Here is a 26,010-nt window from a genome sequence, read left to right as displayed (position 1 = left end):
CATAATTTTAAAGGGTTTCGCCGATGTCCGACGTCACGCACCCGATCCTCGCCGACGCTCCGGGTCAGGCGATCCCGGTCCATCCGTTGGCGGAGAGCGAAGTCGAGGCCTTCCTGGCGCAAAAGCGTGCTCCGGTAAGGACTTACGTCGCCGCCAACAAATTCTCGGGCAAGACCGGCCAGGTGCTCAGCGTGCCGGGCGCGAGCGGCGCGGTCGAGCGGGTGCTGCTGGGAACCGGCGCGGGCCGCGTTGATCTGTCGCTGTTTCGGACGCTGGCGGGCAAGCTGCCGGCCGGCGACTACGCCCTGGCCAAGATCCCCAAGGGCGTCGATCCGGCCGAGGCGGCGCTGGCCTTCGCGCTCGGGACCTACCGCTTCGATCGCTACAAGAAGAAGGGCGAGCCGATCGCCCGCCTGGTCGCGCCCAAGGGCGTCGACGCCGCCGCCGTGACCGCCTTCGCCCACGCCTGCGCCCTGGCCCGCGATATGGTCAACACCCCGGCCAACGACATGGGGCCGCTGCAGATCGAGACGATCGCCGGCGAGATCGCGCAGAAGTACGGCGCGACCCTGTCGGTGGTGCGCGGCGACGACCTGCTGAAGGAGAACTACCCCGCCGTCCACGCCGTGGGCCGCGCCGCCGTCGACGCCCGCGCGCCGCGCATGATCGAGGTGTCGTGGGGCGATCCCTCGCACCCCGTGCTGGTCCTGGTGGGCAAGGGCGTGGTGTTCGACACCGGCGGCCTGGACATCAAGCCCTCGGCCGGGATGCGGCTGATGAAGAAGGACATGGGCGGCGCCGCCCACGCCCTGGCGCTGGGCCGCATGGTGATGGAAGCCAAGCTGCCGGTGCGCCTGGTGATCCTGACCCCCGTGGTCGAGAACGCCATCGCCGGCGACGCCATGCGGCCGGGCGACGTGCTGCAGACCCGCGCCGGCCTGACCGTGGAAGTGGGCAACACCGACGCCGAGGGCCGCCTGATCCTGGCCGACGCCCTGACCCGCGCCGGCGAGCTGAAACCCGCCCTGACCCTGGACTTCGCCACGCTGACGGGCGCGGCGCGCATGGCCATGGGGCCGTTCGTGATTCCGTTCTGGACGGCCGACGACAAGCTGGCCGGCCAGATCGAGGCGGCCTCGCGCCAGGTCTCCGACGCCCTGTGGCGCATGCCGCTGACCGAGGCCTATCGTGAGGCCCTGGACAGCGACATCGCCGACCTGAAGAACGACCCCGACGGCTGGGCCCAGGCCGGGGCCACCACGGCGGCCTTGTTCCTGCAGCGTTTCGCGCCACATGGTGAGGATGTGGGACCCTGGGCTCACTTCGACGTCTTTGCCTGGAACCCCAAGGGACGCCCCGGATTCCCGGTAGGGGCGGAGGTCCAGGCCATCCGCGCCGCGTTCGCCATGATCAAGAGCCGCTTCGCATGACGCTAGACACCCGCATCACCCTGGCCCGCCCGGATCTGGCCGACCAGCGCCTGGAAGGCCTGGCCCCGGCCGAGCGCTACGCCGAGAGCCGGGTCATGGTCTGCGCGGTCCCTGCCACGGCGATCCGCGCCGCCGCCGCGCCCGACGCCGAGCAGTGGGACCAGCTATTGTTCGGCGAGGTCTTCCGCGTGCTGGAGGAGAAGGACGGCTTCGCCTGGGGCCAAGCCCCGCGCGACGGCTATGTCGGCTACGTCGCCGTCTCCGACCTGGCCGAGCAGGGCCATCCGCCGACCCACGCGGTCAGCGCCATCCGCACCTATGCGTTCTCAAAGCCCGACATCAAGTCGCGGCCCGAAGGCCTGTACAGCCTCAACAGCCTGATCACGATCGAGGCGCGCGAAGGCCGCTTCGCCAAGGGCGCCGGCACCGGTTGGTTCGTTGAGGCTCACCTGACCGCCATCGGCCGGGGCCAGCGCGACTACGTGTCCGTCGCCGAACAGTTCCTGGGCGCGCCCTACCAGTGGGGCGGCCGCGAGAGCCTGGGCCTGGATTGCTCGGGCCTGGTGCAGCAGGCGCTTTATGCCTGCGCCCGCGCCTGTCCGCGCGACACCGACATGCAGCGCGGCTTCTTCCCGGAGGTGGCCGAGGCTGACCGCCGTCGCGGCGACCTGATCTTCTGGAAAGGCCACGTCGCCATCCTGCTCGACGCCGACACCATCCTGCACGCCAACGCCCACCACATGGCCACGGCGGTCGAGCCGCTGGCCGAGGCGGTGACGCGGATCGAGGGCACGCCGACGGGCGGGGTGCTGGGGTATCGGCGGGTCTAACGCGCCGCCTTTATCGTCCCCGCGCCTGGCTTGGCGAGAGGCCGTACGTTCGGCGAAACTGTCTGTTGAAATAGGACAGATCGTTGAAGCCGCTCGCCGCAGCGATATCGGTGATGCGCAGCACATCGCCTTCCGCGCTGGTCAGCAGGGTCATGGCGCGCGCGAGCCGCAAGGCGTTGACGCGCTGGTCCAGCGACTGTCCGGTCTCCGCCAGCAGCTCATTGACGTAGCGTCGCGACAGGCCCAGCGATCGCGCCAACACCTCCGACGAAAACCCAGGCTGGGCGAAGCGGCTATCGATGGCGAGCAGGACGTCGGTCAGCCGTTTCGCGCGCAACCCCCTGCCGATCGCCGCTTCGGCCGCTTCTCCCCTGCCGCCCAGTCCCAGCACCGCCAGATCGGTCAACATGGCGCCGATGCTGACGCCGACGGCCGGCGGCAGGGCCTGTTCGCCGCTGCGCAGCAGGAAATCGGCATAGCTCTGCAGGTGCCGCAGGGCGGGCGTATTGACCGCGATCGGGCGGGCCACGGCGTCCTCGATCTCCGGCGCCAGGGCCGCCAACCGCGCCCGGTCGAAGCCGATCATGTGGCCGGAAACGCGATCCTGCTCGCGCCGTTCGAAGGCGACGGTATTGCTCCAGATCAGCATCTCGCCGGCATGGATCACGCTGTCGCGACCGCAGTGGCGCACCCAGACCGGCCGCGGCGATCGGTTGAAGCCCATATAGAGATAGTCGTGCTTGTCGGCGGCCGCCTGCGCCGCGGTGCGCACATAGTGGCTCGTCGTCGCATCGACCTGCGCGACGACGACCTCGTCGAACCAGGCGACGTCGGCCCGCGCCTCGAACGGCCGGTCCGGGATCGCCGCGATATCGCAGGCGCCGACTTCGTCGCCCCAAAGCTCCTGCCAGCGCGCGACACGGGTCTTGTCGCTCAAATGGGCCGGCAGGCTACGGGACGTGAAGGTCTTGCGGTTCATTCGACGTCCAGCGCTGTGTCCGCACACCTTGCAGGTCGCGGAAGCGCAAGAAAACCGGTCTTGCCGCCCAGCGGTCATAAAAGTCCGCGGTTCCGCTCGTCAGTCCGCACCCAGCGCTCCAGAGGCCAAGCCCTCCGCCGTGGGTTCACCGTAAAGGTTCCCGCGATTTCAAAACCGGCGTCGCTGTCGGACATCCCAGGGAGTGTTTCATGACCATCGTCCGTCGCGTTCGATCGCTATCGATCGCCGTCTGCATCGCTTCGACCAGTCTCCTGGCCACCCAGCCGGCGCTGGCCGGTCCGGTCGGAACCGGGACGAAGGCCGCGGAGGCCACGTCGGCCGCCCAGGATCAGCAGGAGGCCCTGAAAGGCTTCGTCGCGAAGATCCTGCAGATCCTGAAGGATCTTCGCGATCGGACGTCCGAGTCCTCGACCGGGACCATCCAGCGAGGCTGATGGTGGGGCCGGCGCGAGCAGGGGACCCTAGCGGTCCCCCGCGACCGCCTCGGCCCGCACCGCCATCAGCGCCGCGAACTGCGCGTCGATCATCGTCGGGTTCGGGTCGTGTCCCGTCCGAGCCAGCGGGACCCAGGTCTTCTTCGGCGCGATGATCTCGTCGAAATAGGCCTTCGACACCTCGGGCGGCGTGACCAGATCGGCGTCGCCCTGCAGCATCCAGACCGGCATGGCGAAGCGGGTCCCCAGCTTGCGCAGGTCGATCTTCGGGCCCATGCCGTCGCCGGCCGGGCCGACGAATTCGAAGAACGAATAGTCCTCGCCGGCCGTGTAGTCGGCTTCGTAGGCGGGGGTGTCGTAGCCTGGGGCGAAGGCGAACCAGCCCTTGGGCGGCGGGTCGCTGGCCAGGGCTTCGTACTTGCGGCCGATGCGGCGCAGGATCCCAAAGTTGCGAGGATTGGTCCAGGGCGGCGGGCCGATCGTCTCCAGCTTGCTCAAGGACTCCGCGTCGCCGGCGGCCTTCACCAGGGCCCGGGTCCGTGCGTAGCCGGCCTGGACGTCCAGCTGGTAGTTCACCAGCTGGGCCGTGCCGACATAGGCGTTGAACAGATCGGGCTGGGCCATGGCCATGTTGACGGCGAGGGCCGAACCCCACGACCCGCCCATCAGGATCATCTTGCGCTTGCCAAGGTGGCCGGCGGCGTAGCGGGCGACCTCGACGCCGTCCTGCGTCAGGCGGGCCATGGTCAGGCGCTCGCCTTCCGCGGGCTTGCTTTCACCAAAGGTCTTGCCCGCGCCGCGCTGGTCCCACTGGACGATCGTGAAGTCGCGGGTCCAGGCGCCGAACAGGGCCTCGGCGAAGGGCGTGTTCGGATTGCCCGGGCCGCCGTGGACGATCAGCACCACGGGGTTGGCGCAGTCCTGGCCGTTGACCGTCACCCACTGGCGGATGCCGCCGATCTGGACAAAGCCGGCCTCGCCGATCGCCTGGCCTGCCTTGCAGGCCGCCTGGGCGATCCCCGGCGCAAGCAACAACACGGCCGCCGCGACTGCCCACAAACGCTTCATCATGCCCCCGGAGGAAAAGCTCTCTTCCGCCTACTTCACCCACTGCGCCAGCCAGTCGACGATCGACTGCGGCGTCATGTGGCGGGCGTCGGTCAGGGCGAAGAAGGCGCCGTCATTGACCAGCTTGCCCTGGGTGTCGACCACCAGGAAGGACGGCACGCCCTTCAGTTTGTCGACGCCGTAGCGGGCCGGGATCTGCATGTTGTGGTCGTAGCGGCCGACATTGATGGTCACGACCTCGTAGTGCTTGTCGACCCAGCGCTTGACGTCGGGCTGCTCGATGACGCCGGCGAAGACGCGGCAGTCGCCGCACCAGTTGCCGCCCAGGTCGATCAAAACGAGCTTCTTGTGAGCCTTGGCCTTCTTGAGCGCGGCGGCCAGGTCGGCTTCGGCGTCGGCCTTTTCGTCATAGGGATAGGGCAGGGGCGTCGGCAGGCCGTCGATCGACTTCAGGGCGACGGTCGGGGCCTTGGCGGCGAGGGCCATGGCCGGAGCGGTGAGGGCCAGGAGGCCGGCGACGGCCAGGACGCGGAGCTTCATCGACATAAGGCTTTCAAGCGGACGTTCAGTCCTCAAAGCCTAGCTGCCGGATAGAAAAAGGGCCGCGAAGAAATCTTCGCGGCCCTTTCAGATTCGGTGATCCGCTTAAGAAGCGATCAGACCTTCGGCGGCGCCGCAGCGCCACCGGCTTGCGGGGCGGCCGGTGCGGCAGCCGCGCCAGCGGCCGGAGCGGTCGTGCCGCCCACAGCGCCAGGCGCGGCGGCGTCGGCGGCCGGAGCGCCAGCAGCGGCCGGAGCCGCGGCGGCGGCGGCCGGGCGCGGCGGCGGCACCGGCAGCTTGCTGCCCAGGCTGTGCAGGTAGGCGATCATCGCGATGCGATCTTCCGGCTTCTTCAGACCCACGAAGGTCATGTTGGTGCCGGGGACGTCCTTACCGGGCGCCTTCAGGAACAGGTACAGGGCGTCGTAGTCCCACACCGGGGTCTTGCCCGAGAAGTCCTTCATCGCGCCCGAATAGTTGAAGCCCGGGTGCGCGGCCGGCTTGCGACCGACAACGTCCCACAGGCCCGGGCCGGTGGCGTTGGCGTTCGAGGCGTCCAGCTTGTGGCAAGCGGCGCACTTGGCGGCGACGGCTTCACCGGCGGCCACGTTGGCCGGGGTCAGCACGGCATTCCAGTCCGGCGGGGTGTCGACAGCGGCGGCGCCGCCGGCCGATTCTTCCTGCACGGCGATCTCGTAGCCGGCCTTCTCGACTTCATGCTTCTTGAAGACGATGTCCGACGCTTCGCGGAGACCGAAGATAACGAGGCCGGTCAGCAGCACGCCGCCAGCGATCTTGTTGAACGTCAGGTCGCTCATTTCAGCCTTGTCAGCCTCTTGTCCACCCGTCGGAAGGCGGGTCTGAAACCTGCGTACCGGAAGCCCCCCAAATGAGTCCCCAGTACGCGTCATGTTGCGCTCGCGTCTCTTACACGCTACCGCCCCTCGCGCAACCGGTTGGCAAAGATTTGAGGCCACGAAGCGTCATGAACCCCATCGTCCTGATCCCGGCGCGGATGGCGGCGACGCGTCTGCCGAACAAGCCGCTGGCCGATATCGGCGGCCTGACGATGATCGTCCGGGTTCTGCGCCAAGCCCTGGCGGCCAAGATCGGCCCCGTGGCCGTGGCGGCGGGCGATGCGGAGATCGTCGAGGCGGTGCGGGCGGCCGGCGGGACGGCGGTGCTGACCGATCCGGATCTGCCCTCGGGCTCTGACCGCATCCTGGCGGCGCTCGCGCAGCTGGATCCCCAGTTCGAGCACGACGTGGTCATCAACCTGCAGGGCGACATGCCGTTCGTCGATCCGGCGGTGCTCAGCGACTGCGCGCGCATCCTGGAAGAGTTCGGCGACGCCGACATCGCCACGGTGGTCGCGCCCGAGGCCTCGCCGGCCGACCGGTCCAACCCCGATGTGGTCAAGGCCGTGCTGGCCATGGAGGACGACGGCCAGAGCGGCCGGGCGCTCTATTTCACCCGCTCGACCCTCTACGGCGACGCCCCCGTGTGGCGCCACATCGGCATCTATGGCTATCGCCGCGAGGCGCTGGAGGCGTTCAACGCCGCCTCGCCCTCGCCGTTGGAGACCCGCGAGAAGCTGGAACAGCTGCGCGCCCTGGAGCAGGGCATGATCATCCGCGCGGCCGTCGCCGCCGAGGCGCCGATCTCCGTCGACAATCCATCAGACCTAGAAGCCGCACGCCAAGAAGCTGGAAAACAGGCCCAATGAGCATCCTCAAGAAGATCGCCTTCCAGGGCGAGCCCGGCGCCAACAGCCACGAGGCGTGCCGGACCTACTTCCCGGATCACGAGGCCTATCCCTGCGCGACGTTCCAGGAGGCGTTCGAGGCTATCAAGACCGGCGTGTGCGAGCTGGGCATGATCCCGATCGAGAACTCGATCGCCGGCCGAGTCGCCGATGTGCACCACTTGCTGCCGGCCTCGGGCCTGAAGATCATCGGCGAGCGCTTCAAGCCGATCCGCTTCCAGCTGATGGCCAACAAGGGCGTCAAGCTGTCGGACGTCAAGGTGGTGGCCTCGATGCCGATCGCCCTGGCCCAGTGCCGTCACAGCCTGAACAAGCTGGGCGTGGCCACCGAGGCGGCGGGCGACACCGCCGGCGCCGCCAAGGCCCTGGCCCTGAAGCCCGACCCGACGCGCGGCGCCGTAGCGCCCGCCCTGGCCGCCGAGATCTACGGCCTGGACATCCTGGCCAGCGACATCGAGGACGAGCGCCACAACACCACCCGCTTCCTGGTGATGACGGCCGACAAGGCCCCGCCGGCCCCGGACTTCACCCACCGCTGCGTGACCAGCTTCGTGTTCCGCGTCCGCAACCTGCCGGCGGCTCTGTACAAGGCCCTGGGCGGTTTCGCGACCAACGGCGTCAACATGACCAAGCTGGAAAGCTACATGGAGGGCGGCGCCTTCACGGCGACCTTCTTCTACGCCGAGGTCGACGGCCGGCCCGAGGACCGCTCGCTGGCCCTGGCCCTGGACGAGCTGAAGTTCTTCTCCGAGCGCTTCGAGATCTTGGGGGTCTATCCGGCCGATCCGTTCCGCGACCGGGGGTAGCTTCCCCAAACGTCACTATTTGCCAGAACGGCGTTCTCTGATCTTCTCCCCGGGGTAACAACGAGAAATCCCTGGGGAGGGGACCAAAGATGCAAGCTTCGATGATCGCGCCGGTCATGGCGCTGGTGGGCTGGTCGCTGCTGGTCTGGCTGTGGATGTACATCCAGCGAATCCCGGCGATGCAGAAGGCCGGGATCAAACCGCAGGACGCGCGGTTTCCCGGATCGCTGGACGGACTGCCCGACACGGCCCGCCAGGCGGCCGACAACTACAATCACCTGATGGAGCAGCCGACCATCTTCTACGCCGCCGCCCTGGCCATCCAGGTGGCGGGGCATGCCGACGGCATGGCGGTGCATTTCGCCTGGGTCTATGTGGTGGTGCGGGTGCTGCACAGCCTGCTGCAGGTCAGCGTGAACCTGGTGGCGGTGCGGTTCTTGTTGTTCGTGATTTCCACCGGCGTGCTGGCGGCGATGGTGGTGCGGGAGTTGATGCGGCTCTTTTAAGCGCAAAATCCGTGTCATCCCGGACGGCCCGCAGGGCCGATCCGGGACCCAGGGGCCGGCGCACTGCGGCTACCCCTGGGTCCCGGCTCTCCGCTTCGCTACGGCCGGGATGACACGCTATTTTTGCTGCGGAATTTTCAATCCGCCGCGTCCAGCCCGATATCCAGCACCGGCGCCGAGTGCGTCAGCGCTCCTACGCTGATCACGTCCACGCCCGTCTCCGCGATCGCCCGCACCGTGGTCAGGTTCACCCCACCCGAGGCCTCCAACACCGCCCGGCCCTTGGCGAGCGACACCGCCGTCCGCAGGTCCTCGAGACTGAAGTTATCCAGCATCACCACGTCGGGCCCGTGCTTCAGGGCCTCGTCCAGCTGGTCCAGCCCGTCGACCTCGACCTCGACCTTCACCAGGTGCCCGGCATGGGCCCGCGCCCGGCGGACGGCTTCGCCGACGCCGCCGCAGGCGACGACGTGGTTGTCCTTGATCAGGATGGCGTCATCCAGGCCGAAGCGGTGATTGACCCCGCCGCCGCAGCGGACGGCGTATTTCTCCAGGGCGCGCAGGCCGGGCGTGGTCTTGCGGGTGTCGACGATGGTCGCGCCGGTGCCCTCGACCAGGCGCACATAGGCCCGCGTCAGGGTGGCGACGCCCGACAGGCGGCCCAGCAGGTTCAGGCCGGTGCGCTCGGCGATCAGCACGGCGCGGGCGTTGCCCTCGGCGCGGGCCAGGACCGTGCCGGGCAGGACGTCCGAGCCGTCCGGCGTCACGACTTCGAAGCTGGCGCTCGGGTCCAGGGCCGCGAGCGACAGGCGTGCGCAGGAAAGGCCGGAGACCCTCCCATCCTGCCGGCTGGCCCAAACCACCGACAGGCGGGCGTCAGGATCGATGCAGGCCTGGCCGGTGATGTCGCCGGCGCGGCCCAGGTCTTCAGCGAGCGCCAGGTCGACGATCGGACGGACCAGCAGGTCGTCCAGAGGCTGGATGGTCATTCGGCGGCGTAGCGGACGGCGGTGTCCGCATTCTCCAGGGTCACGAAGGTGCGGACCGGTGCGGCGGTCGCGGGGAAGTCGCTGCGATAGTGGCCGCCACGGCTTTCCTGGCGGGCCAGGGCGGCGTCGACGATCAGGCGGGCGGCGACCAGGGGCGGGCAGGGGCCGTAGGCCGGCTCCAGGGCGTCGATCTGGGCGAGCAGGCGGGTTAGGCCGGCCTCGTCGCGGATGACGCCGGCGTCGCGGCTCATGGCCTTGCGCAGCACCTGCAGCGTGGCGTCGGGCAGGTCGGGCAGGGGCGCCAGGCTGACCGGCTCGCCGCCAGCCACGCCCTCGGCCGCCGCCGCATGACCGGCGCGGGCGCCGAACACGGCCGCTTCCAGCAGGCTGTTGGAGGCCAGGCGGTTGGCGCCCTGCACGCCGGTCGAGGCGCACTCGCCGGCGGCGTAGAGGCCCGGCAGGCTGGCGCGGCCGTCCAGATCGGTGGCGACCCCGCCCATGTGATAGTGCACGGCCGGCGTGACCGGGATCATTTCGCGGCGCGGGTCGATGCCGGCGCTCTGGCAGGCCTCGAACACGGCCGGGAACTCGTGCGGGAAGTGCGCGCCGACCGCCGTGGTCGCATCGAGGAAGGCGCCGCGGCCCGCCGCGCGCTCGGCGTGGATGGCGCGAGCGACGACGTCACGCGGCGCCAGCTCCTTGGCCGGGTGATAGTCGGCCATGAAGGCCTTGCCATCGGTGTTGCGCAGGATCGAACCCTCGCCGCGCAGGGCCTCGGTGGCCAGGGGCGCGGGGTCGCGGCCGATGTCGATCGCGGTCGGGTGGAACTGCACGAACTCCGGATCGGCGATCGTCGCGCCGGCCAGGGCGGCCAGGCCCAGGCCTTCGCCGCGCACCTGGGCCGGCGTGGTGGTGACGGCATAGAGGCCGCCGACGCCGCCGGTGGCCAGGATCACGGCCTTGGCGCGGATCTCGACCAGCGCGCCGTCGATTTCAGCCAGCACCCCGACCACGCGGCCAGTCTTGTCCTGCAGCAGGCGGCGGGCGCGGGCGGTCTCGCGAACCTCGATCGTGGGCGCAGCGCGGACGGCGGCCACGACGGCGGCCATGATCGCCGCGCCGGCCCCGTCGCCGCCGACCCGGGCCACGCGGGCCTTGGCGTGGGCGGCCTCGAGGCTGAGGACGAAGTCGCCGCCCGTCTTGCGATCGAACGGTGCGCCCAGGGCGGCCAGGTCGCGGACGGCCTGCGGGCCTTCGTGGGTCAGCAGGGCGACAGCGTCCGGATCGCAGAGACCCGCGCCGGCGGCGATGGTGTCGGCGGCGTGCAGCGCGGGGGTGTCGTCAGCGGCCAGGGCGGCGGCCATGCCGCCCTGCGCCCAGGCGCTGGAGCAGCCGGTCGCCAGCGGTGTCGGCGACAGCACCATCGCCTTGCCCGCCGCCAGAGCAGCGGTGAGACCGGCCAGCCCGGCCCCGAGGATCACGGGGCCGTCGAAAACCAAACGCGGGGTCATTCTACACTCCACTCCCTTCCCCTTGATGGGGAAGGGCCGGGGATGGGGTGAACGCGGCGGTTCAGCCATCCGAGAAAGACGAAGGATGGCGTTGAAGCGGATCGGCCGCGTCACCCCCATCCCCAACCCTTCCCCCATCGAGGGGGAAGGGGGCTTAGATCAGCTCCACGTCCACATGGTGCTTGGCCTTCACCAGGTCGTACCGGGCCGGTGTGGCCGGCGGCGGCAGGTCGATCATCCGCTGTACCGCCAGCCTCGCGCGGTCGAGGACGTCGGCGTCGACCGTCACCTCGTACTGCTCGTAGACCAGGGCGTCGTGGATGTTCTGCAGGGTGATGCGCTTCATGTGCGGGCACATGTTGCAGGGGCCGATGAACTGGGTCGCCGGGCTTTCGGCCTGGACGTTGCTGGCCATCGAGCACTCGGTGATCAGCACCACCTGGGCCGGCTTTTTCGCGGCGACATAGTCGTTCATCGCGGCGGTCGAGCCGGCGAAGTCGGCGGCTTCCAGGATCTCGGCGGGGCACTCGGGGTGGGCCAGCACTTCCGCGCCCGGCCAGGCCGCGCGCATGTCGGCGATGTCGCTGACGGTGAAGCGCTTGTGCACTTCGCAGTGACCGGCCCAGGCGATGATCTTCACATCGGTCTGGCGGGCGACGTTGCGGGCGAGGAACTCGTCCGGGATCAGGATGACTTTGTCGGTCCCCCATTCCTTGGCGGCCCACTCGACCACCTGCACGGCGTTGGCGCTGGTGCAGCAGATGTCGGTCTCGGCCTTCACGTCGGCCGTGGTGTTGACATAGGTGACCACCGGCACGCCCGGATAGCGCTGCTTGATCAGTCGCACATCGGCGCCGGTGATCGAGCTGGCCAGGCTGCAGCCGGCCTTGAGGTCGGGGATCAGGATCTTCTTCTCGGGGCTCAGGACCTTGCTGGTCTCGGCCATGAAGTGCACGCCGGCCTGGACGATGATCTTGGCGTCGCTCTTGGCCGCCTCTTTCGCCAGGGCCAGACTGTCGCCCACGAAGTCGCCCACGCCATGGAAGATGTCCGGCGTCATGTAGTTGTGGGCCAGGATGGCGGCGTTCTTCTCGCGCTTCAGGCGGTTGATCTCCGCGATCAGCGGGGCCTGCGCGCGCCACTCCATCGGGGTGACGTGGTGCTTGACCTTGTCCCAGATCCCGCTGGTCTCCGCTTCGACTTGAGCGGTGAATTCGAGCGGGGCGGCGAAGCCATCGGCCATCTGATACTCCGTTATGCTCAAAGTGAGCATTTCCAGGGCCTCAAAAAACGCCGGAGCTATACGGAGCGTTCCGCGGGGCTCGGCGTCCAGGTTATGCTGAAAGTGAGCATAACCTTCCCGTCACATATAGCGCCTGCGAAGCGGAATGCAAACCCTGGAGAATCTGAAAGCAGGGGCGCCATTTTCTGAGGCGCGGGTCTCGGGCATCGGTGCAATGGTTTAAGCGCGACAAGGCGCCGCGGCACATTAGCTTGCCAAGAACAGCGTTATCTTCGCTGGTTTTAATCCTTACAAATCGGTAATGCGGAAGAAAAATTCCGCCACAGCCGCAGGTACGCAGAAAGCTCGCGCCCCAATCATATGATGCTTTGTGTACAGTAATTGCTGTACAAATAGTCGTAACTAATTCCCGTATCGAAATTCGAAAATTACGAGCAGTTCGCCGAACCCAAAGTGGCAATCTCGTCTTTGTGTATATTGTCTCGCAACTTTAGAGTATTTGAATTACCTAATTGTAATGATGTGACTTTAATGAGACAGCGAATTTACGCGTTGTTTCAGCGTCGCAATGTTCGTTGACCTAGGATCATTTCGGCCCGTAGCTCCCCGCCAGCCGGATTCAACGAGGGGTCCGACAACCGAGCATGTTCGCATGCACGCGCTAAGACGCTGGGGAGTTTAACTTGATTACGAAGTCCATCCGGGAGCGCCTGCTGGCCTCCTCCATGATCTGCGGCATGGCCGTGCTGGCCGCTGGCCAAGCCGCCGCCCAGACCGCTGCTCCGGCTCCGGCCGAAGACACGCAAGTCGAAGAAATCGTCGTCACCGGCTCGCTGTTCCGCCGGACCGACACCGAAACCCCGTCGCCGGTCACCGTGCTGACGTCGGAAAACCTGCAACGCGCGGGCATCAGCACCGCTTCGGACGCCATCCGTACGATCTCGGCCGACGGCGCCGGTTCGATCCCGACCGGCTTCCAGGGCGGCTTCAGCGCCGGCGGCTCGGCCGTCTCGCTGCGCGGCCTGGGCGTCTCCTCGACGCTGGTGCTGGTCGACGGCCTGCGCTCGACCAACTTCCCGCTGAACGACGACGGCCACAACGCCTATGTCGACCTCAACACCATTCCGTTCAGCCTGATCGACAAGATCGAAGTCCTGAAGGACGGCGCTTCGTCGTCGTACGGCGCTGACGCCATCGGCGGCGTCGTGAACCTGAAGCTGAAGAAGACCTTCGTCGGCGTGGCCGGCAGCCTGGAAGCCGGTGAAAGCGACCGCGGCGACGCCTCGCACAAGCGCGGCGACCTGACCCTGGGCTTCGGCGACTACCGCGAGAGCGGCTGGAACGTCTACATCAACGCCGAGTACCAGAAGGACGGCCGGGTCACGAACCACAGCCGTGGCTTCCCGTACAACACCCTGGACCTGACCCCGATCGGCGGCGTCGACAACAACACCGCCGACAGCAGCCTGACGGTCACCACCGGCACGCCGACCGCCGTCGTCACCCGCGTGGGCCAGACCGACCTCAACAACCCGCTGTCGGGCGCGGCCGGTTCGCCGTTCACCAACCAGTACCAGGCCCTGAACCTGAACTGCGCCAACGGCACGTTCACGGTCACCACTGGCGCCGCCCAAGGCACCAGCTGCAAGTACAACTTGCAGGACATGTACAACCAGATCCAGCCGCTGCAGAAGCGCTACGCCTTCAACGGCCGCCTGAGCGTGCGTCTGACCGACAACATCGAAGCCTACGCCACCGGCAGCTTCTCGCGTAACGAAGTCAGCATCAAAGGCCAGCCGCAGAACACCCGTCTGCGTCAGCCGTTCGGCGCCGCCGCTTCGCTGGCCTCGAACAACCCCGGCATGGTCCTGCCGGTGTGGATCTGCTCGGCGGGCGTCAACTGCTCGACCGCTTCGGATCGCGCTCTGAACCCGAACAACCCGTACGCGGCCGCCTACGCCAACGATCCGTCGAACGGCGCGGCCCGCATCTACTACGTGTTCGGCGACATCCCGTTCGCCAGCGACCGTCGCAACGACGTCATTCGCGGCACCGCGGGCCTGTCGGGCGACTTCGGCGGTGACTGGAACTGGCGCATCGAAGCCGTCGGCGCCAAGGACAACCTGCGCCTGGTCCAACACGGCTACCTGAACATCGCCAACACGCTGAAGGCCATCAACACCGGCTCGTACAACTTCGTCGATCCGTCGAAGAACACGGCCGCTGTGCGCCAGTCGATCGCGCCGGACATCACCACGCCGTCCAGCTCGTCGCTGATGGCGCTGGACGCTTCGATCACCAAGCGTCTGTGGACCCTGCCGGGCGGCGACATGCAGCTGGCCGTCGGCGCCCAGATCCGTCGCGAGGAACTGGAAAACAACAACCAGAACGCCCGCCTGGACACCTGGACCCTGACCACCTCGTCGGCGTTCGGTAAGCACACGGTTTCGGCCGGCTACTTCGAAGTGCTGGCTCCGGTGCTCGACACCCTGGAAGTCAACCTGTCGGGTCGTTACGACCACTACTCGGAAGGCTACGGCCACTTCTCGCCCAAGATCGGCGCCAAGTTCACGCCGATCAAGCAACTGGCCTTCCGCGGCACCTACTCGAAGGGCTTCCGCGCCCCGACCTTCGCCGAAGCCAGCCCGCGTTCGCAATATGCCGGCTTCTCGAACTACACCCCGCCGGTCGCGTTCCAGAACGCTCACGGCGGCACGGTCACCGGCGGCAACAAGAACCCCTATGCCGGCCAGTACTCGATCGGCGGCGGCTACAACGGCAACCCGGACCTGAAGCCGGAAACCTCGCGTAGCTTCACCGTCGGCGCGATCTATGAGCCGACCCGTTGGCTCAGCATGACGGTCGACTACTACAACGTGAAGAAGTCGGACCTGATCGTGTCCGGTCCGCTGATGGCCGACGCTCGCGCCGCCTACTTCAGCAAGACCAACGTCGCTGACGCCTGCGCCGCCGTGGCGGCCGTGGGTCCGGGCTACTCGTGCAACGTCGTCGACGGTGTCGACCCGCTGTTCCCGACCGCCCTGCCGCGCGTGCTGATCATCAACGCGCCGTTCGTCAACGCCAACTACCAGATCACCTCGGGCGTCGACTTCGCCGCCACGGGTCGCTTCAACATCACCGACAGCCTCAAGCTGACGAGCCGTGTCGAAGTCACCCACGTGATCAAGTCGGACCTGCATGCCGCCAACGGCGTGCAGAAGTACGCCGGTACGCTGGGCCCGAACGGTCTGTCGGCGGGTAACGGCACGCCGAACTGGCGTGGCAACTGGCAGAACACCTTGTCGTTCGGCGACAAGTACACCCTGTCGGCCACCACCTACTTCGTCGGCAAGATCAAGCAGGTCGCTGCTGACGTCTACACCGACACCAGCTGCGCCAAGGGCAACCTGTACAACAACGGCGACCAAGCGATGGGCGAGAAGTTCTGCTACGTCAGCAAGTTCGTCAATGTTGACCTGAACGGCACCGCCCAGGTGACCGACCAGGTCCAGGTCTACGCCAACGTGGCCAACCTGTTCGACGAAAAGGCTCCGGTCGCTCCGGGCGCCTATACCTCGAACCCGAACTATCTGAGCGCCTTCCACTACGCCGGCCTGATCGGCCGTTCGTTCAAGCTGGGCGTCCGCTTCCAGTACTAAGACTCTCGAGCCTCACGGCGAGAGGGAAGGGCCGGTTCCGAAAGGGCCGGCCCTTTTTCTTGCGCGGTGATCCACTTTTTTGACGAGATAATTACGACGCACAAATGTATCGAATTGATCTTTAGGTAAGTGTCGGATAGCTGACTCAACCCAGCTGAAGGCGCTGCGTGGGGCGCGCCCAAGGGGGATGCGAGATGGCCTATACGCTGGAACAGCTGACGCTGGCCCATACGGCGGTGCATGACGGGATCGCGCCGAGCGCGGCGGCCCTGGCCAATTTCGAGATGGTGGCCATCTTGAGCGCCAATGGGCAGCTGAGCGACGCCCAGATCCTGGCGAACATCATCAACAGCGCCGACGGCACGACGGCCCTGGCGGTGCTGAGCTACCAGTTCTTCACCGGCAAGAGCCCGTCGAAGGCGGGGCTGGACTACCTGGTCAATTCGCCGACCAACACCAGCGACCTGAACGATCCGTACTACGCCCGTTTCGGCCTGGAGAATCGCTACATCAACTTCGCCGCCAACCTCGGAGTCCGAGGGGAAGGGGCGGCGAGCTTCGCGACCAAGTACGGCGCGATGAGCTTTGGCGAGTATGTGGCGGCGATCTACCAGACCATCATCGGCGCCTCATACGCCCAGGCCGCCGGCGTCGACGCCGCCAAGGCCATCGCCGACATCGTCAGCCGCAAGGACGCCATCCTGGCCACCGCCCAGGGCGCGGGCATGATCACCCCCAACATGACGGCGGCCCAGGTCGACCTGGCGGTGAAGGCCGCGGCCGCCGGCTACCTGTTGGGCGAGGCGATCAAGGCGGACATCGGCCTCTACGCGGCGGCGGCCAGCAACTTCATGGCCGCCCTGGCCACGGGGACGGCGGTCTACAACACCGACATCACCCAGACCTATCGGCCGACCGCGGACTCCATCGCCCACGGCACGGGCAAGGCGGCGGACCGGGGCGCGGTGCTGCCCGCGCCCGAGCCGCCTCCGTCGAGCGGTTCGCTCGACATGACGATCGTGCTGACCGGCGGGGTCGCCACCGTGCGCGGCGGCGCCGGGAACGACAGCTTCATCGGCACGAACCTGACCTTCGCCGGCGTCACGACCTTGGGCGGCGGGCCCGGGAACGATAGCCTGACGATCAATGTCGGCGTCGGCGGCTACGTCCTTCCGGTCCCCGCGGCCACGGGCGTAGAGACGGTGACCATCAACGGCGTCAACGGCTTTACCGACGACATCTCGAGCTGGACGGGCGTGACGCGGCACAACGTCAACGGCCAGGGCGACATGATGCTACGAGCGTCGGGGACCACCGACATCGTCGTCGCCAACACAAGCCAGGGGAGCGGCCGCGTTAAGGTCGACGGCGGGCGCGACGTCACCGTCACGACGGCCGACAGCTCGAATGCCGTCGTGATCGGCGAAAACTTGGAACCCACCGGAAGCATCACCGTCATCCAGACCGGCGCTGGCGGCGGCATGGTCGTCGCGGTCGGGGGGACGGCCGTCAGCATCACGCAGAGCGCTGGCGACTCGTACGTCCTCGGGGGCGCCTTCACCACCTCGGCGAAGGTCAAGCACACCACCGGACCTCAGTATGTCCAGGTTGACGACATCAACCATGGCTCGGCGACAGTGGGCACGATCAAGACCATCGATCTCGATAGCTATTTGAGCCCCGTGATCCGCGCCAGCGGCGTGACCACGCTGAAGCTGGCGAACGGTTCGACCGACATCAACATGCAGCGCACGGGTGCGGTCGGTGCGCCGACCTCCCTGGCCCTGACACTGAATGGCGTCGCCGGCGGCGCGCTGACCGACGATTCCGACACCTATGCGACCATAAACATCACCACCACGGGCGCGGACTCGATCTTCGGGCTTGTCGACAGCGGCCTGACGACGCTGAACATCGCCGGCTCCAACCGGCTGACCCTGGCGACGGCCAACGCCCTGAACGTGACCACGGTGGACGCCACCGCAATGACGGCCGGCGGCCTCATCTGGTTCGCGGGCGCCCAGAACAACGCCCTGACGGTCAAGGGCGCGGCGACCAGCGCCAACACGATCGACGTCGGGGCTGCGGTCTCGACGGTGAACTACACCGGCGGGACGGCGGCGGACACGATCACGGTCAACAACAAGGCCAATACCATCGACGTCGGGACCGACGCCGCCGTCGACACGGTGAAGATCGGCGCGCCGGGGGCCACCGGCGCGGTGTTCACGACGATCTCGCACCTGGCGGCGGGCGACAAGCTGGACCTGACGGCCGTCAATTCGGGCATGACCAGCCTGGCGGCGCCGACGGCGCTGGGCGCTCAGCCCAGCCTGGCCGCCGCACTGAACGTCGCCACGGCCGGCGACGGCTCGGTGACGCCGATCCTGACCTGGTTCACCTGGGGCGGCGACACCTATGTGGTCGCCGACCGCAGCGCCGGCGGCAGCTTCGTCGACGGCGTCGACTACGTGGTCAAGCTGGCCGGAACCAGCCTGACCTCGGCGTCGATCACCGGGACGGTTCTCACCTTCGCCTAAAGGCTCAGCGGCTGGGTGGGTGGACGAAGTCCCAGGCGGTGATGACCTTGTCCGGAAGGTTGACCTGGAACTCTTCCTGGGCGGCCCTGGAGAACGTGACCGGGGCGAAGGTGCTCAGGCCCAGGGTCGTCGTCGCGTCGCCACGGGACACGGCCACGCCCGAGACGCGGCCCAGCTTGTTGGGATCACGGGCGTCGTCCTGCGTGGCCGGACGAGGCGACTTGGCCGCGTCGAGCAGCAGATAGGTGCCGACAGGGCCATTGGAAGTCGATTGACCGCCCGCCCAGGCCACGGCCGCGGCTTCGGCGCGACGGTCGGCGGGGCCCGAGATCGAGCAGGTGCGGCGCTCGCCGCGGGCCATCCGCTGGACGGCCGAGGTCAGGATGTAGCCGTCGCGCGACCAGGCCTTGGCGCGGTCGAAGCCTTGCGGCGTCTTGACGGTGCGCCAGCCCTTGGCGGCGGTGCGCACGCGCTCGGGCTGGGCGTTGGCCTGGACGCAGGCCTGCTGGAACTGGCTGAAGAGATCGGCTTGCTGAGCGGAAGCGGCGGCCGGCACGGCCATGACGGCGGTGAGAGCTAGGATCGACCATGTTGAGCGCATGGCAAGGCTCCGGATGACTGTTTACCAGCAGAGCCTAGTCCCCAAATGCGCGTACTGACAATCCCTAGGTTGAGTTGGGGTTTGTAACAAAGAAATGCCCCGGAGCTTGCAGGCTCCGGGGCAGGCAGGGGGTGGCTCGACCCGCAAGAGGCCGAGCCGGGGAAGAAACGACTATTTCAGCTTGGCGCTCAGCGAGACGCCGACGATGCGGGGCTCGTTGTAGACGGCGGCCATGTAGTTCTCGATCACGCCCTTGAGGTTCTTCTCGTTCGTGATGTTGCGGCCGAACAGGGCGATCTCGTAGCCCTTGTCCAGGTTCTCGTAGCCCAGCTTCAGGCCGCCTTCGAAGGCGCCCTTGGCGTAGAACTCCTTGGTCTTGTAGAGCACGAAGTTCGTGTAGCCCTGGACGTTCCAGTCGGTGGCCGCGAAGAAGCGACCGGCGTCGCCGACCGGGATGTTGTAGCGGGCGGTGAAGTTCAGGTTGTACTTCGGGGCGTTCGGCAGCGGCTGGCCGTCGATCTGGGCGAAGGTGTTGGCCCCCACCTTGATCGTCGGGTTTTCGACCGTGCAGACCACCACGCCGTTCAGCGCGCAGACCTGGGCGTAGACGCGCTTGTCCTTGATCTCGCTGTGCAGGTAGCTGGCGCCAGCCGTCAGCAGCAGGTTCTGGACCGGGCGCCATTCCAGGTCGGCTTCGACGCCGTAGGCCTGGGCCTTGTCGGCGTTGAACAGCACGCCGTTGCCGTTGCTGTCGTTGCCGTTCAGCTGGATGTCCTTGACCTCATAGGTGAAGGCCGAGGCGTTGAAGCGCAGGGTGTTGTCGAGCAGGAAGCTCTTGAAGCCCACTTCGTACGACTGGATCGTTTCCGAGTCGGCCGTGGTGAAGTCGGCGTTGAACACCGCCGAGCGGCCCTGGATGGTCGGGCCGCGGAAGCCCTTGGCCGTACGAGCGTAGATGCTGACGTCCGGATTGACCTGGTAGTTGGCCGACAGGTCCCAGCTGACCTGCTCGTCGGCCAGGCGCACATAGCGACGACCCGTGTAGGTCGAGACGTTGGCGGCGTTGTTCGAGGTCTTCACCAGGACGGTCTTCTTGGCGTCGTAGGTGTCACGGATGCCGGCCGTGATCGTCAGGGCGTCGGTCAGGGCGTAGCTGGCCTGGCCGAACACCGCCCACGAGGTGTTCAGGTTGTTCAGGCGCACCCAGTTGTTGGGGTTGTAGCCGGCCGAGGTCGGCAGCAGGAAATAGCCGCGCTGATAGAAGTCGGTGGTGTCGCGCGAGTCGAAGTACAGGCCGCCGACCTGCCACTTCAGCTTGCCTTCGCCGTTGCTGGCCAGGCGGATTTCCTGGGTCAGCTGGTCCAGGTCGCGGACCTGGCCCATCGACTGGCCAAAGCCGTTCGGCACGCCGCCGACCGGGAAGTTGGCCGCCGCGCCGCCGTCGGTGTCGCCACGGCTGTAGCCCTTGGTGTGCTCCAGGGCGCTGATCGAGGTCAGGGTCACCGGGCCGAAGTCGTAGTCGACGTGGGCCGAGATGCCGTAGGTGTCATAGGCCTGCGGGTTGTTGGCCGCTTCGTCGAAGGCGACCTTGTCGCGCGGGGCGGCGCTGTCGTTCGAACCCTTGGTCAGGGCCTGGCGCAGGAACAGGGTCGAGGTGCCCTCGTACGAACGGGCGTGGGCCGAGACCAGGACCGACAGCTTGTCGTTCGGCTTGGCCAGCACCTGCAGGCGGGCGTCCTTTTCGGTGAAGCCGCCCATGGCGTTCTTCTCGGGCGTCTTGGTGCCATCGGCGCTGACGCCGGCGAAGGTGTTGTCCACCCAGTCGTCGCGGTGCTGGTACAGCACCGAGGCGCGGAACATCAGGCCGTCGGCGATCGGGCCGCCGATACCACCATCAAAGGTGGTCGTGCCGTAGGTGCCGTACGACGCCGAGAAGCGGCCGTTGAAGTCTTCGCTGGGCTTGATGGTGTCGAACTTGACGATGCCGGCGGTGGTGTTGCGGCCGAACAGCGAGCCCTGCGGGCCGCGCAGCACTTCGACCTGGCTGATGTCGAACAGCGGGTTCGACTTCAGGACCACGTGCTCCAGCACGACGTCGTCATGGATGATCGACACGGGCTGCGAGGCGCCCAGGTAGAAGTCGATGTTGCCCAGGCCGCGGATGTAGAAGCGCGGGAAGATGCGGCCCGTGGTGGTCTCGGCGTAGAAGCTGGGGACCTTGCCCGACAGGGCCAGGATGTCGCCGCCGTCGGCGGTGACGGCGCGCAGTTGGTCGCCCGAGACGGCGGCCACCGACAGCGGCACCTTCTGCAGGTTTTCCGAGCGGCGCTCGGCGGTGACGACGATGGCGTCCAGCTGGGCGCTGTCGGCCTGAGCCTGGGTTTGGGCTTGTTGGGCGTGGGCGGCGCCGGCGAAAGCCAGGGTCGCGGAAGCCGCGCCCAGCAGCAGAGCCAGCTTGGGGGAGGAGAGACGCATGGGGAGAGACCTTTCATCGCGGCCGTTGGCGGCCGTCTTCGTGAAGCGCCAGCGACCTAGCGGAGCGAACGCGATTCGTCCCGCTACCAGCGCGTCCGCGCTATAGGCCTCTTCCATGTCGGTTCAGTGAAGGACTTACTTACTTGGCTGTAGGCGACAGCCCGTGGGTGAGGCGCGAAAGCCTCACCCACGGGCGTTACCTTAGGAACGGCTAGAAGCCGATCCGCACGCCCAGGCGCAGGGCGCCGCCGGTGCGGCCGTCGCCGGCTTCGCCCGCGCCTTCCACGAAGGTGACCACGGCGCCGCCGGCGCGGTAGCTGAGGCCCGCCGTCAGCTGGCCGAAGGTGCGGCCGCCGTCCTGGGACAGGTGCTCGCGCTGGTCGCCGCTGACCAGGTCCAGGCTGTTCTTGATCGTGAAGTCATGCGCGACGAAGGCCGAGCCGTAGGTGGTGACCACCCCGCCCAGCGCCTCGCTCTCGACCGAACCGCGCACGCCCAGCTTGGCGACGAAGCCGGTGGCGTTGTCGAAGTCCAGCTTCTGCGAGAACACCGCCGCGTCGTCGAGGCGGGCGCTGACATAGTTGATGCTCAGCAGCTGCTCGAAGTGGACGCCGTCGCCGCCCGAGCGCAGGCCGGCTTCCAGCAGGCCGCCATAGGCCTTGCCGTCGAACTTGAAATCGATCGCGTCGGGACCGTTGGTGACCTTGATCGACTGGCTGTCGACCTTGGCCAGGGCGTTCATGAAGAAGCCGCCGTGGGTCAGGCCGATATAGCCGCCGAAATTGGCGACCTGCAGCTTGGCGGTCTGGGCGCCGTAGCCGCTGAAGCGCTGGCGGGCGTCGGCATAGCCGCCGGTCAGGCCCAGCAGGATGCGGTTGTCGTCCATGCCGGCATTGATCAGGTCAACGCCCATCTGGCCGCCATAGGCCGTCTGGCGATAGTCGACCTCGACGGTCTGGTCGCCGCTGCCGATCTTGCCGTCGCGGTCCAGGCGGCTGCCGAAGGCCTGGCCCCAGACGCCCATGCCGCTGGCGTCATGGCCGGCGTCGCGCAGGCTGGCCACGTGAGCACTCCAGGCCTCGGACGACTGGCGCCAGAGGTCGCGCACGCTCTCGGAGACCTTCAGCATCTCATAGGCCCGCTGACCGGCCACGCCTTTCAGGCGGTAGGTGACGGTCTTGTCGGCCGCGACGTCCTGCACCAGGCCGTAGCGGACGAAGCCGATCTCAGTGTTCTCGATCGAGAAGGCGTCCTTGGTCGACTCCGCGCCCGCCTGGATCAGCACCGGGCCCTTATCGCCGGTCAGGGCGGCGGTCTTGGCGGTGAGGCCGCCCAGGACGACGGCGGTCTTGCCGTTGGCCACGTCGCCGATCACCAGGCGGTCGACGCCGCCGGGACCGACGTCCAGGCCCAGGCGCGCCTTGCCCGAGCCGTTGTAGTCGCCCGACAGGGTCAGGACGTCCCCGGCATGGCCATTGCGCAGGTCGATCAGGCCGGCGTTCTTCAGGGCTTCCAGCTGCAGCAGCTTGACCTGGACGGGCGCCGTCGCCTTGGCGCCGATCGTGATCGTGCCGTTGTTGGTCAGCGAATTGGCGCCGCCGCCGAAGTCGACGCTGTTGATCAGGTCGACGGTCTTTTCGTTGGTGATGGCGTCGTCGCTGTCGGTCAGCGTCTTGTCGCCGAACGTCTTGTCGGGATCCTTGGGCGCTTCCTGGGCATGGACCGCGAGCGGCGCGGCCAGGACCAGAGCGATGGCGGAAAGGGCTGCCGGCGTCACGCGGGGCAGCCAGGAACGATCCGCGGCGGCCTGGCCGGCGCGGAGAACTGGAAACAACACTTACTGGACTCCGTAAGCGATCGCGCCCCCGCGATGCCTGGGGGTCTACTATGGCGGCGCTGTCGCAATCAAGGCGGAGTTGTGGTGGGCAGATTGCTAGGCGTAGCCGATCGCGCTGCGAACCTCTTCGGCCTCGTTCTCGAGGTCATCGAGCGAAGCCTCGCCCAGGCGTTCGGCGTTCTGTTCGAGCAGCGAGGAAAGCGCCCGCTCCTGCGCCTTGCTGAGGGGGGCGGCTTTTTCGGAGATCTGGATGTCGCCGGACTCGAAGCTCACGCCGAACGTGCCGTCACCCGTGGCCATGCGGGTCATGCTCTGGCCGCCGCTATGGGAAAAGTTAGAGCGGAAGCTCTCCGAAAAGTCGGGAGCGCCCGTGACGATCGTCGTCGTCGAAATTCCGGTATTCACCATCGCCTGGTCGTTCCATCGCGGGCCGCCGACCAGGACGCCCAGGTACATCGCCTTCGCGAGAGGCTCCGGCGTGTCGCTGGCCCGCATCGCGTTGTAGAACATCTTGTGGACCTGCTTCCACGGGCGAAGCCGAACGTCGCAGTACCAGTCGTGGACCACCGCTGCGTCGCGATAGGGCGTATCGAACGGTGAGCCGATGACGGTCCATAGAACGCGGGGGATCGACGCGCCGTCGGTCTCCGCGCCTTTGGGGACGGACCAGACGACGGTGGCGGGATCCGTATAGCTGAACTCACGCAGAAGCTTCATCCGGCGTTCTTTCTTCAGCCATTCGACCTGGATCGCATCACTAAAGCTGCCGGCCATTGCTTCCCCCATGGCGTGTGCCTGAATTCACTATCGCGCCAAAGTCGTTTTAAGGGAAGGCTCAACCTTCTGGGTACAGCCCGTGCGCCTTGGCATAGGCCTCGCCCCAGTCTGCGACCGGCGCTAGGGCCGTGTTCAGCTGCACGCCCCACGCGGTCAGTTCGTACTCCACCCGCGGCGGGACCTCGGGAAACATGCGGCGCTCGACCAGGCCGTCGCGTTCTAGCTCGCGCAGCTGCTGGATCAGCATCTTCTCGGTGACGCCAGGTACGCGGCGCTTGAGCTCGCCGTAGCGCAGGGCGCCGGCGTTCAGCTCCCAGAGCAGGGCGGCCTTCCACTTGCCGCCGATGACGCCGAAGGCCGGGCCGATGCCGCAGGCGTAGCCGGGGTGCTTCATGACTTACCTTTTGGATAGTACCTTACAATTTGGTCAGTTCTTGCGACTTGGAGAGTAGGCTTCCTACTTGCGGCGTCCAACATTTTCGCAAGGAGAAAGCAAATGTCGGACGTCAGCTTGATCGGCCTGGGCGCCATGGGCGTGGTGCTGGGTGACCTGCTCCTGAAGGCCGGAAAGTCGGTCACGGTGTGGAACCGCTCGCCGGACAAGGCGCGGGACCTGGAGGGGCAGGGGGCGGCGGTCGCCGCCAGCCCCGCCGAGGCCATCGCGGCCAGTCCCGTGACCCTGGCCATCCTCTATGACGACGCCGCCGTCGCGGCGGTGCTGGCCGCGCCCGGCGTGGACGCGGCGTTGAAGGGCCGTGTGTTCGTCAACCTCGGCACCACGGGCCCGGAAGCCGCCCGCGCCTTCGCCGCCCGGATCGAGGCGGCCGGCGGTCGCTATGTCGACGGCGCCATCCAGGCCGCGCCCAGCCAGATGGGCCAGCCGGACACCCCGGTGCTGGTGGCCGGCGCGGCCGCCGACCTCGAGGCCGTCGAGCCGCTGCTGCGTCTGCTGGGCGGCAATCTGGTCAAGGTGGGCGAGCGGGTCGACGCGGCGGCCTTCATGGACCTGGCGACCCTGTCCTATGTCTACGGCGCCTATGCCGGCTTCGCCCACGGGGCCCGCATCGCCGAGGCGGTCGGCATCGACGTCGCCGCCTACGGCACGCTGGTCAAGGACATCTCGCCCAGCTTCGGCGCGTTCTTCGAGCACCAGGGCGGGGTCATCAAGTCAGGCGACTTCACCATCAGCCAGAGCCCGCTGCGCATCTCGATCTCGGCCGTCGACCGGATCTTGAAGAGCTCGCGCGACCTCAAGCTGAACGACCAGTTGCCGGCCCTGGTCGACGGCTGGCTGCAGGAGGCCGACCGCCAGGGTCTGGCCGACCAGGAGCTGGCCGCCGTGGTCAAGGTGCTGGGCAGCCCGGCCTAGGCCTTCTTCTTCTTGGCGGTCCGCGCGGCCTGGTCGGCCTTGTTCACGGCCACGGCCGCGCGGATCAGGGCCTTGAAGGCGTCCGCGTCGATCGGCTCGCCTTGCTTGAAGTCGATCGCGCGGCGGACGTTGCCGTCCAGGCTGGAGTTGAACAGGCCCTTCGGATCGGCCACCGACGCGCCCTTGGCGAAGGTGGTCTTCACATAGGCCTTGTAGGTCTCGCCGGTGCAAATCAGGCCGTCGTGCGACCAGACCGGCTTGCCCCACTTCCACTCCTCGACCACGTCGGGATCGGCTTCGTGGATCAGGGCGCGCAGGCGGGCCAGGGTCTCGCCGCGCCAGTCGCCCAGATTGGCGATGGCTTCGTCGATCAGGTCTGCGACCGGGACGCCGGCCGGGGCGGGTTTCATCGGCATGGCGTCCTCCTAGGCTTTCGCGCCGCGCCGCACGTACGGCAGCACGAAGAGATAGAGCCCCGAGATCAAGAGCAGGATCAGCGGGATCAGGGCGAACAGGCCAACCCAGTAGGGCGGTTGGCCTTGGCTCATGACGATGATGTAGCCCAGCACCCCGGCGGTGAAGGCGATCGACAGCCAGCGGTGGGTCTGGCGGATCAGCTTGCTCATGACG

At 67.5% G+C, this 26,010-nt stretch carries 23 protein-coding genes and 1 pseudogene; 9 read left to right on the top strand and 15 right to left on the bottom strand.

What is annotated here, in order from left to right; all coding sequences use genetic code 11:
* Positions 1–23: 23 nt before the first annotated feature.
* Together AC07NF_RS25540 and AC07NF_RS25535 are read left to right on the top strand one after the other, a co-directional pair.
* On the top strand, positions 24–1,430 hold the full coding sequence (locus AC07NF_RS25540; RefSeq protein WP_494633980.1) for a leucyl aminopeptidase family protein: 1,407 nt from the start codon (positions 24–26) through the stop codon (positions 1,428–1,430).
* On the top strand, positions 1,427–2,260 hold the full coding sequence (locus AC07NF_RS25535; RefSeq protein ID WP_494633982.1) for a C40 family peptidase: 834 nt from the start codon (positions 1,427–1,429) through the stop codon (positions 2,258–2,260). The genes AC07NF_RS25540 and AC07NF_RS25535 overlap by 4 nt, the downstream gene beginning before the upstream one ends.
* Before the next feature lie 10 nt (positions 2,261–2,270).
* On the opposite strand, the gene AC07NF_RS25530 is transcribed toward AC07NF_RS25535, so the two are convergent.
* Positions 2,271–3,239 (bottom strand): helix-turn-helix transcriptional regulator, encoded by a 969-nt coding sequence (locus tag AC07NF_RS25530; protein ID WP_494633983.1) that lies wholly within the window; start codon positions 3,237–3,239, stop codon positions 2,271–2,273.
* 209 nt (positions 3,240–3,448) lie between these two features.
* Between AC07NF_RS25530 and AC07NF_RS25525 the strand changes: the two genes are divergently transcribed.
* Positions 3,449–3,694 carry a hypothetical protein gene (locus AC07NF_RS25525; protein WP_494633984.1) on the top strand — a complete coding sequence of 82 codons (246 nt, stop codon included), beginning with the start codon at positions 3,449–3,451 and terminating at the stop codon, positions 3,692–3,694.
* A 27-nt stretch (positions 3,695–3,721) separates the two neighbouring features.
* On the opposite strand, the gene AC07NF_RS25520 is transcribed toward AC07NF_RS25525, so the two are convergent.
* The 3 genes from AC07NF_RS25520 to AC07NF_RS25510 form a co-directional block, all read right to left on the bottom strand.
* The gene (locus AC07NF_RS25520) at positions 3,722–4,765 is read right to left on the bottom strand and encodes an alpha/beta fold hydrolase (RefSeq protein ID WP_494633985.1); all 1,044 of its coding nucleotides are present in this window, start codon (positions 4,763–4,765) and stop codon (positions 3,722–3,724) included.
* Positions 4,766–4,792: 27 nt separating this feature from the next.
* Positions 4,793–5,308: a thioredoxin family protein gene (locus tag AC07NF_RS25515; RefSeq protein ID WP_494633987.1), complete on the bottom strand. Its 516-nt coding sequence runs from the start codon at positions 5,306–5,308 to the stop codon at positions 4,793–4,795.
* Positions 5,309–5,418: 110 nt separating this feature from the next.
* A complete protein-coding gene (locus AC07NF_RS25510; protein ID WP_492814813.1) occupies positions 5,419–6,120 on the bottom strand; it encodes a c-type cytochrome in 702 nt (233 codons plus the stop codon).
* A gap of 167 nt (positions 6,121–6,287) precedes the next feature.
* Here AC07NF_RS25510 and AC07NF_RS25505 point away from each other — a divergent pair, with 167 nt between their 5' ends.
* The 3 genes from AC07NF_RS25505 (at position 6,288) to AC07NF_RS25495 (ending at position 8,379) form a co-directional block, all read left to right on the top strand.
* Positions 6,288–7,028 (top strand): 3-deoxy-manno-octulosonate cytidylyltransferase, encoded by a 741-nt coding sequence (locus AC07NF_RS25505; protein WP_494633448.1) that lies wholly within the window; start codon positions 6,288–6,290, stop codon positions 7,026–7,028.
* Positions 7,025–7,873 (top strand): prephenate dehydratase, encoded by an 849-nt coding sequence (locus AC07NF_RS25500; protein WP_492814817.1) that lies wholly within the window; start codon positions 7,025–7,027, stop codon positions 7,871–7,873. Before AC07NF_RS25505 ends, AC07NF_RS25500 begins: the two co-directional genes overlap by 4 nt.
* A gap of 89 nt (positions 7,874–7,962) precedes the next feature.
* On the top strand, positions 7,963–8,379 hold the full coding sequence (locus AC07NF_RS25495) for an MAPEG family protein (RefSeq protein ID WP_494633447.1): 417 nt from the start codon (positions 7,963–7,965) through the stop codon (positions 8,377–8,379).
* Between the two features lie 4 nt (positions 8,380–8,383).
* Here AC07NF_RS25495 and AC07NF_RS25490 read toward each other — a convergent pair.
* From AC07NF_RS25490 to nadA, 4 genes and pseudogenes are all read right to left on the bottom strand, one after another.
* Positions 8,384–8,521 (bottom strand): annotated as a pseudogene (locus tag AC07NF_RS25490) (hypothetical protein); the annotation flags it as partial.
* On the bottom strand, positions 8,517–9,368 hold the full coding sequence (gene nadC, locus AC07NF_RS25485) for a carboxylating nicotinate-nucleotide diphosphorylase (protein WP_494633446.1): 852 nt from the start codon (positions 9,366–9,368) through the stop codon (positions 8,517–8,519). The gene nadC and the pseudogene AC07NF_RS25490, both read right to left, overlap by 5 nt.
* Positions 9,365–10,879, bottom strand: a complete 1,515-nt coding sequence (locus tag AC07NF_RS25480) for an L-aspartate oxidase (RefSeq protein ID WP_494633445.1) — start codon at positions 10,877–10,879, stop codon at positions 9,365–9,367. The genes nadC and AC07NF_RS25480 overlap by 4 nt, the downstream gene beginning before the upstream one ends.
* Before the next feature lie 154 nt (positions 10,880–11,033).
* Positions 11,034–12,122, bottom strand: coding sequence for a quinolinate synthase NadA (gene nadA / locus AC07NF_RS25475; RefSeq protein WP_494633444.1), 1,089 nt, complete (start codon positions 12,120–12,122; stop codon positions 11,034–11,036).
* Between the two features lie 725 nt (positions 12,123–12,847).
* Between nadA and AC07NF_RS25470 the strand changes: the two genes are divergently transcribed.
* Positions 12,848–15,781, top strand: coding sequence for a TonB-dependent receptor plug domain-containing protein (locus tag AC07NF_RS25470; protein WP_492815272.1), 2,934 nt, complete (start codon positions 12,848–12,850; stop codon positions 15,779–15,781).
* A gap of 194 nt (positions 15,782–15,975) precedes the next feature.
* Positions 15,976–18,321 (top strand): hypothetical protein, encoded by a 2,346-nt coding sequence (locus tag AC07NF_RS25465; RefSeq protein ID WP_494633443.1) that lies wholly within the window; start codon positions 15,976–15,978, stop codon positions 18,319–18,321.
* Positions 18,322–18,325: 4 nt separating this feature from the next.
* Here AC07NF_RS25465 and AC07NF_RS25460 read toward each other — a convergent pair whose 3' ends face one another.
* From AC07NF_RS25460 to AC07NF_RS25440, 5 genes are all read right to left on the bottom strand, one after another.
* A complete protein-coding gene (locus AC07NF_RS25460; protein ID WP_494633442.1) occupies positions 18,326–18,922 on the bottom strand; it encodes a hypothetical protein in 597 nt (198 codons plus the stop codon).
* A 171-nt stretch (positions 18,923–19,093) separates the two neighbouring features.
* Positions 19,094–21,397, bottom strand: coding sequence for a TonB-dependent receptor (locus tag AC07NF_RS25455; RefSeq protein ID WP_494633441.1), 2,304 nt, complete (start codon positions 21,395–21,397; stop codon positions 19,094–19,096).
* Between the two features lie 211 nt (positions 21,398–21,608).
* Complete coding sequence (locus AC07NF_RS25450) at positions 21,609–23,234, bottom strand: autotransporter outer membrane beta-barrel domain-containing protein (protein WP_494633440.1); 1,626 nt, start codon at positions 23,232–23,234, stop codon at positions 21,609–21,611.
* Between the two features lie 96 nt (positions 23,235–23,330).
* A complete protein-coding gene (locus tag AC07NF_RS25445) occupies positions 23,331–24,008 on the bottom strand; it encodes a DUF1353 domain-containing protein (protein ID WP_494633439.1) in 678 nt (225 codons plus the stop codon).
* Positions 24,009–24,069: 61 nt separating this feature from the next.
* Positions 24,070–24,405, bottom strand: a complete 336-nt coding sequence (locus AC07NF_RS25440) for a winged helix-turn-helix transcriptional regulator (protein WP_494633438.1) — start codon at positions 24,403–24,405, stop codon at positions 24,070–24,072.
* Positions 24,406–24,507: 102 nt separating this feature from the next.
* On the opposite strand from AC07NF_RS25440, the gene AC07NF_RS25435 reads away from it, so the two are divergent.
* Positions 24,508–25,380 (top strand): NAD(P)-dependent oxidoreductase, encoded by an 873-nt coding sequence (locus AC07NF_RS25435; protein ID WP_494633437.1) that lies wholly within the window; start codon positions 24,508–24,510, stop codon positions 25,378–25,380.
* On the opposite strand, the gene AC07NF_RS25430 is transcribed toward AC07NF_RS25435, so the two are convergent.
* Together AC07NF_RS25430 and AC07NF_RS25425 are read right to left on the bottom strand one after the other, a co-directional pair.
* Complete coding sequence (locus tag AC07NF_RS25430; RefSeq protein WP_492814846.1) at positions 25,377–25,796, bottom strand: DUF1801 domain-containing protein; 420 nt, start codon at positions 25,794–25,796, stop codon at positions 25,377–25,379. The genes AC07NF_RS25435 and AC07NF_RS25430 overlap by 4 nt on opposite strands.
* A gap of 9 nt (positions 25,797–25,805) precedes the next feature.
* The gene (locus AC07NF_RS25425; RefSeq protein WP_494633436.1) at positions 25,806–26,006 is read right to left on the bottom strand and encodes a hypothetical protein; all 201 of its coding nucleotides are present in this window, start codon (positions 26,004–26,006) and stop codon (positions 25,806–25,808) included.
* Between the last annotated feature and the right edge of the window lie 4 nt (positions 26,007–26,010).

This window comes from Caulobacter sp. GW821-FHT10A06 (genome assembly GCF_059415805.1).
Note: the sequence above shows the minus strand (reverse complement) of the source record. Positions and strands in the feature narration are given on the sequence as shown.

Excerpts from the sequence above, each read along its gene's own strand:
- AC07NF_RS25540 (WP_494633980.1), top strand. The coding sequence starts at position 24 with ATGTCCGACGTCACGCACCCGATCCTCGCCGACGCTCCGGGTCAGGCG.
- AC07NF_RS25535 (WP_494633982.1), top strand. The coding sequence starts at position 1,427 with ATGACGCTAGACACCCGCATCACCCTGGCCCGCCCGGATCTGGCCGAC.
- AC07NF_RS25530 (WP_494633983.1), bottom strand. The coding sequence starts at position 3,239 with ATGAACCGCAAGACCTTCACGTCCCGTAGCCTGCCGGCCCATTTGAGC.
- AC07NF_RS25525 (WP_494633984.1), top strand. The coding sequence starts at position 3,449 with ATGACCATCGTCCGTCGCGTTCGATCGCTATCGATCGCCGTCTGCATC.
- AC07NF_RS25520 (WP_494633985.1), bottom strand. The coding sequence starts at position 4,765 with ATGATGAAGCGTTTGTGGGCAGTCGCGGCGGCCGTGTTGTTGCTTGCG.
- AC07NF_RS25515 (WP_494633987.1), bottom strand. The coding sequence starts at position 5,308 with ATGTCGATGAAGCTCCGCGTCCTGGCCGTCGCCGGCCTCCTGGCCCTC.
- AC07NF_RS25510 (WP_492814813.1), bottom strand. The coding sequence starts at position 6,120 with ATGAGCGACCTGACGTTCAACAAGATCGCTGGCGGCGTGCTGCTGACC.
- AC07NF_RS25505 (WP_494633448.1), top strand. The coding sequence starts at position 6,288 with ATGAACCCCATCGTCCTGATCCCGGCGCGGATGGCGGCGACGCGTCTG.
- AC07NF_RS25500 (WP_492814817.1), top strand. The coding sequence starts at position 7,025 with ATGAGCATCCTCAAGAAGATCGCCTTCCAGGGCGAGCCCGGCGCCAAC.
- AC07NF_RS25495 (WP_494633447.1), top strand. The coding sequence starts at position 7,963 with ATGCAAGCTTCGATGATCGCGCCGGTCATGGCGCTGGTGGGCTGGTCG.
- nadC (WP_494633446.1), bottom strand. The coding sequence starts at position 9,368 with ATGACCATCCAGCCTCTGGACGACCTGCTGGTCCGTCCGATCGTCGAC.
- AC07NF_RS25480 (WP_494633445.1), bottom strand. The coding sequence starts at position 10,879 with ATGACCCCGCGTTTGGTTTTCGACGGCCCCGTGATCCTCGGGGCCGGG.
- nadA (WP_494633444.1), bottom strand. The coding sequence starts at position 12,122 with ATGGCCGATGGCTTCGCCGCCCCGCTCGAATTCACCGCTCAAGTCGAA.
- AC07NF_RS25470 (WP_492815272.1), top strand. The coding sequence starts at position 12,848 with ATGATCTGCGGCATGGCCGTGCTGGCCGCTGGCCAAGCCGCCGCCCAG.
- AC07NF_RS25465 (WP_494633443.1), top strand. The coding sequence starts at position 15,976 with ATGGCCTATACGCTGGAACAGCTGACGCTGGCCCATACGGCGGTGCAT.
- AC07NF_RS25460 (WP_494633442.1), bottom strand. The coding sequence starts at position 18,922 with ATGCGCTCAACATGGTCGATCCTAGCTCTCACCGCCGTCATGGCCGTG.
- AC07NF_RS25455 (WP_494633441.1), bottom strand. The coding sequence starts at position 21,397 with ATGCGTCTCTCCTCCCCCAAGCTGGCTCTGCTGCTGGGCGCGGCTTCC.
- AC07NF_RS25445 (WP_494633439.1), bottom strand. The coding sequence starts at position 24,008 with ATGGCCGGCAGCTTTAGTGATGCGATCCAGGTCGAATGGCTGAAGAAA.
- AC07NF_RS25440 (WP_494633438.1), bottom strand. The coding sequence starts at position 24,405 with ATGAAGCACCCCGGCTACGCCTGCGGCATCGGCCCGGCCTTCGGCGTC.
- AC07NF_RS25435 (WP_494633437.1), top strand. The coding sequence starts at position 24,508 with ATGTCGGACGTCAGCTTGATCGGCCTGGGCGCCATGGGCGTGGTGCTG.
- AC07NF_RS25430 (WP_492814846.1), bottom strand. The coding sequence starts at position 25,796 with ATGCCGATGAAACCCGCCCCGGCCGGCGTCCCGGTCGCAGACCTGATC.
- AC07NF_RS25425 (WP_494633436.1), bottom strand. The coding sequence starts at position 26,006 with ATGAGCAAGCTGATCCGCCAGACCCACCGCTGGCTGTCGATCGCCTTC.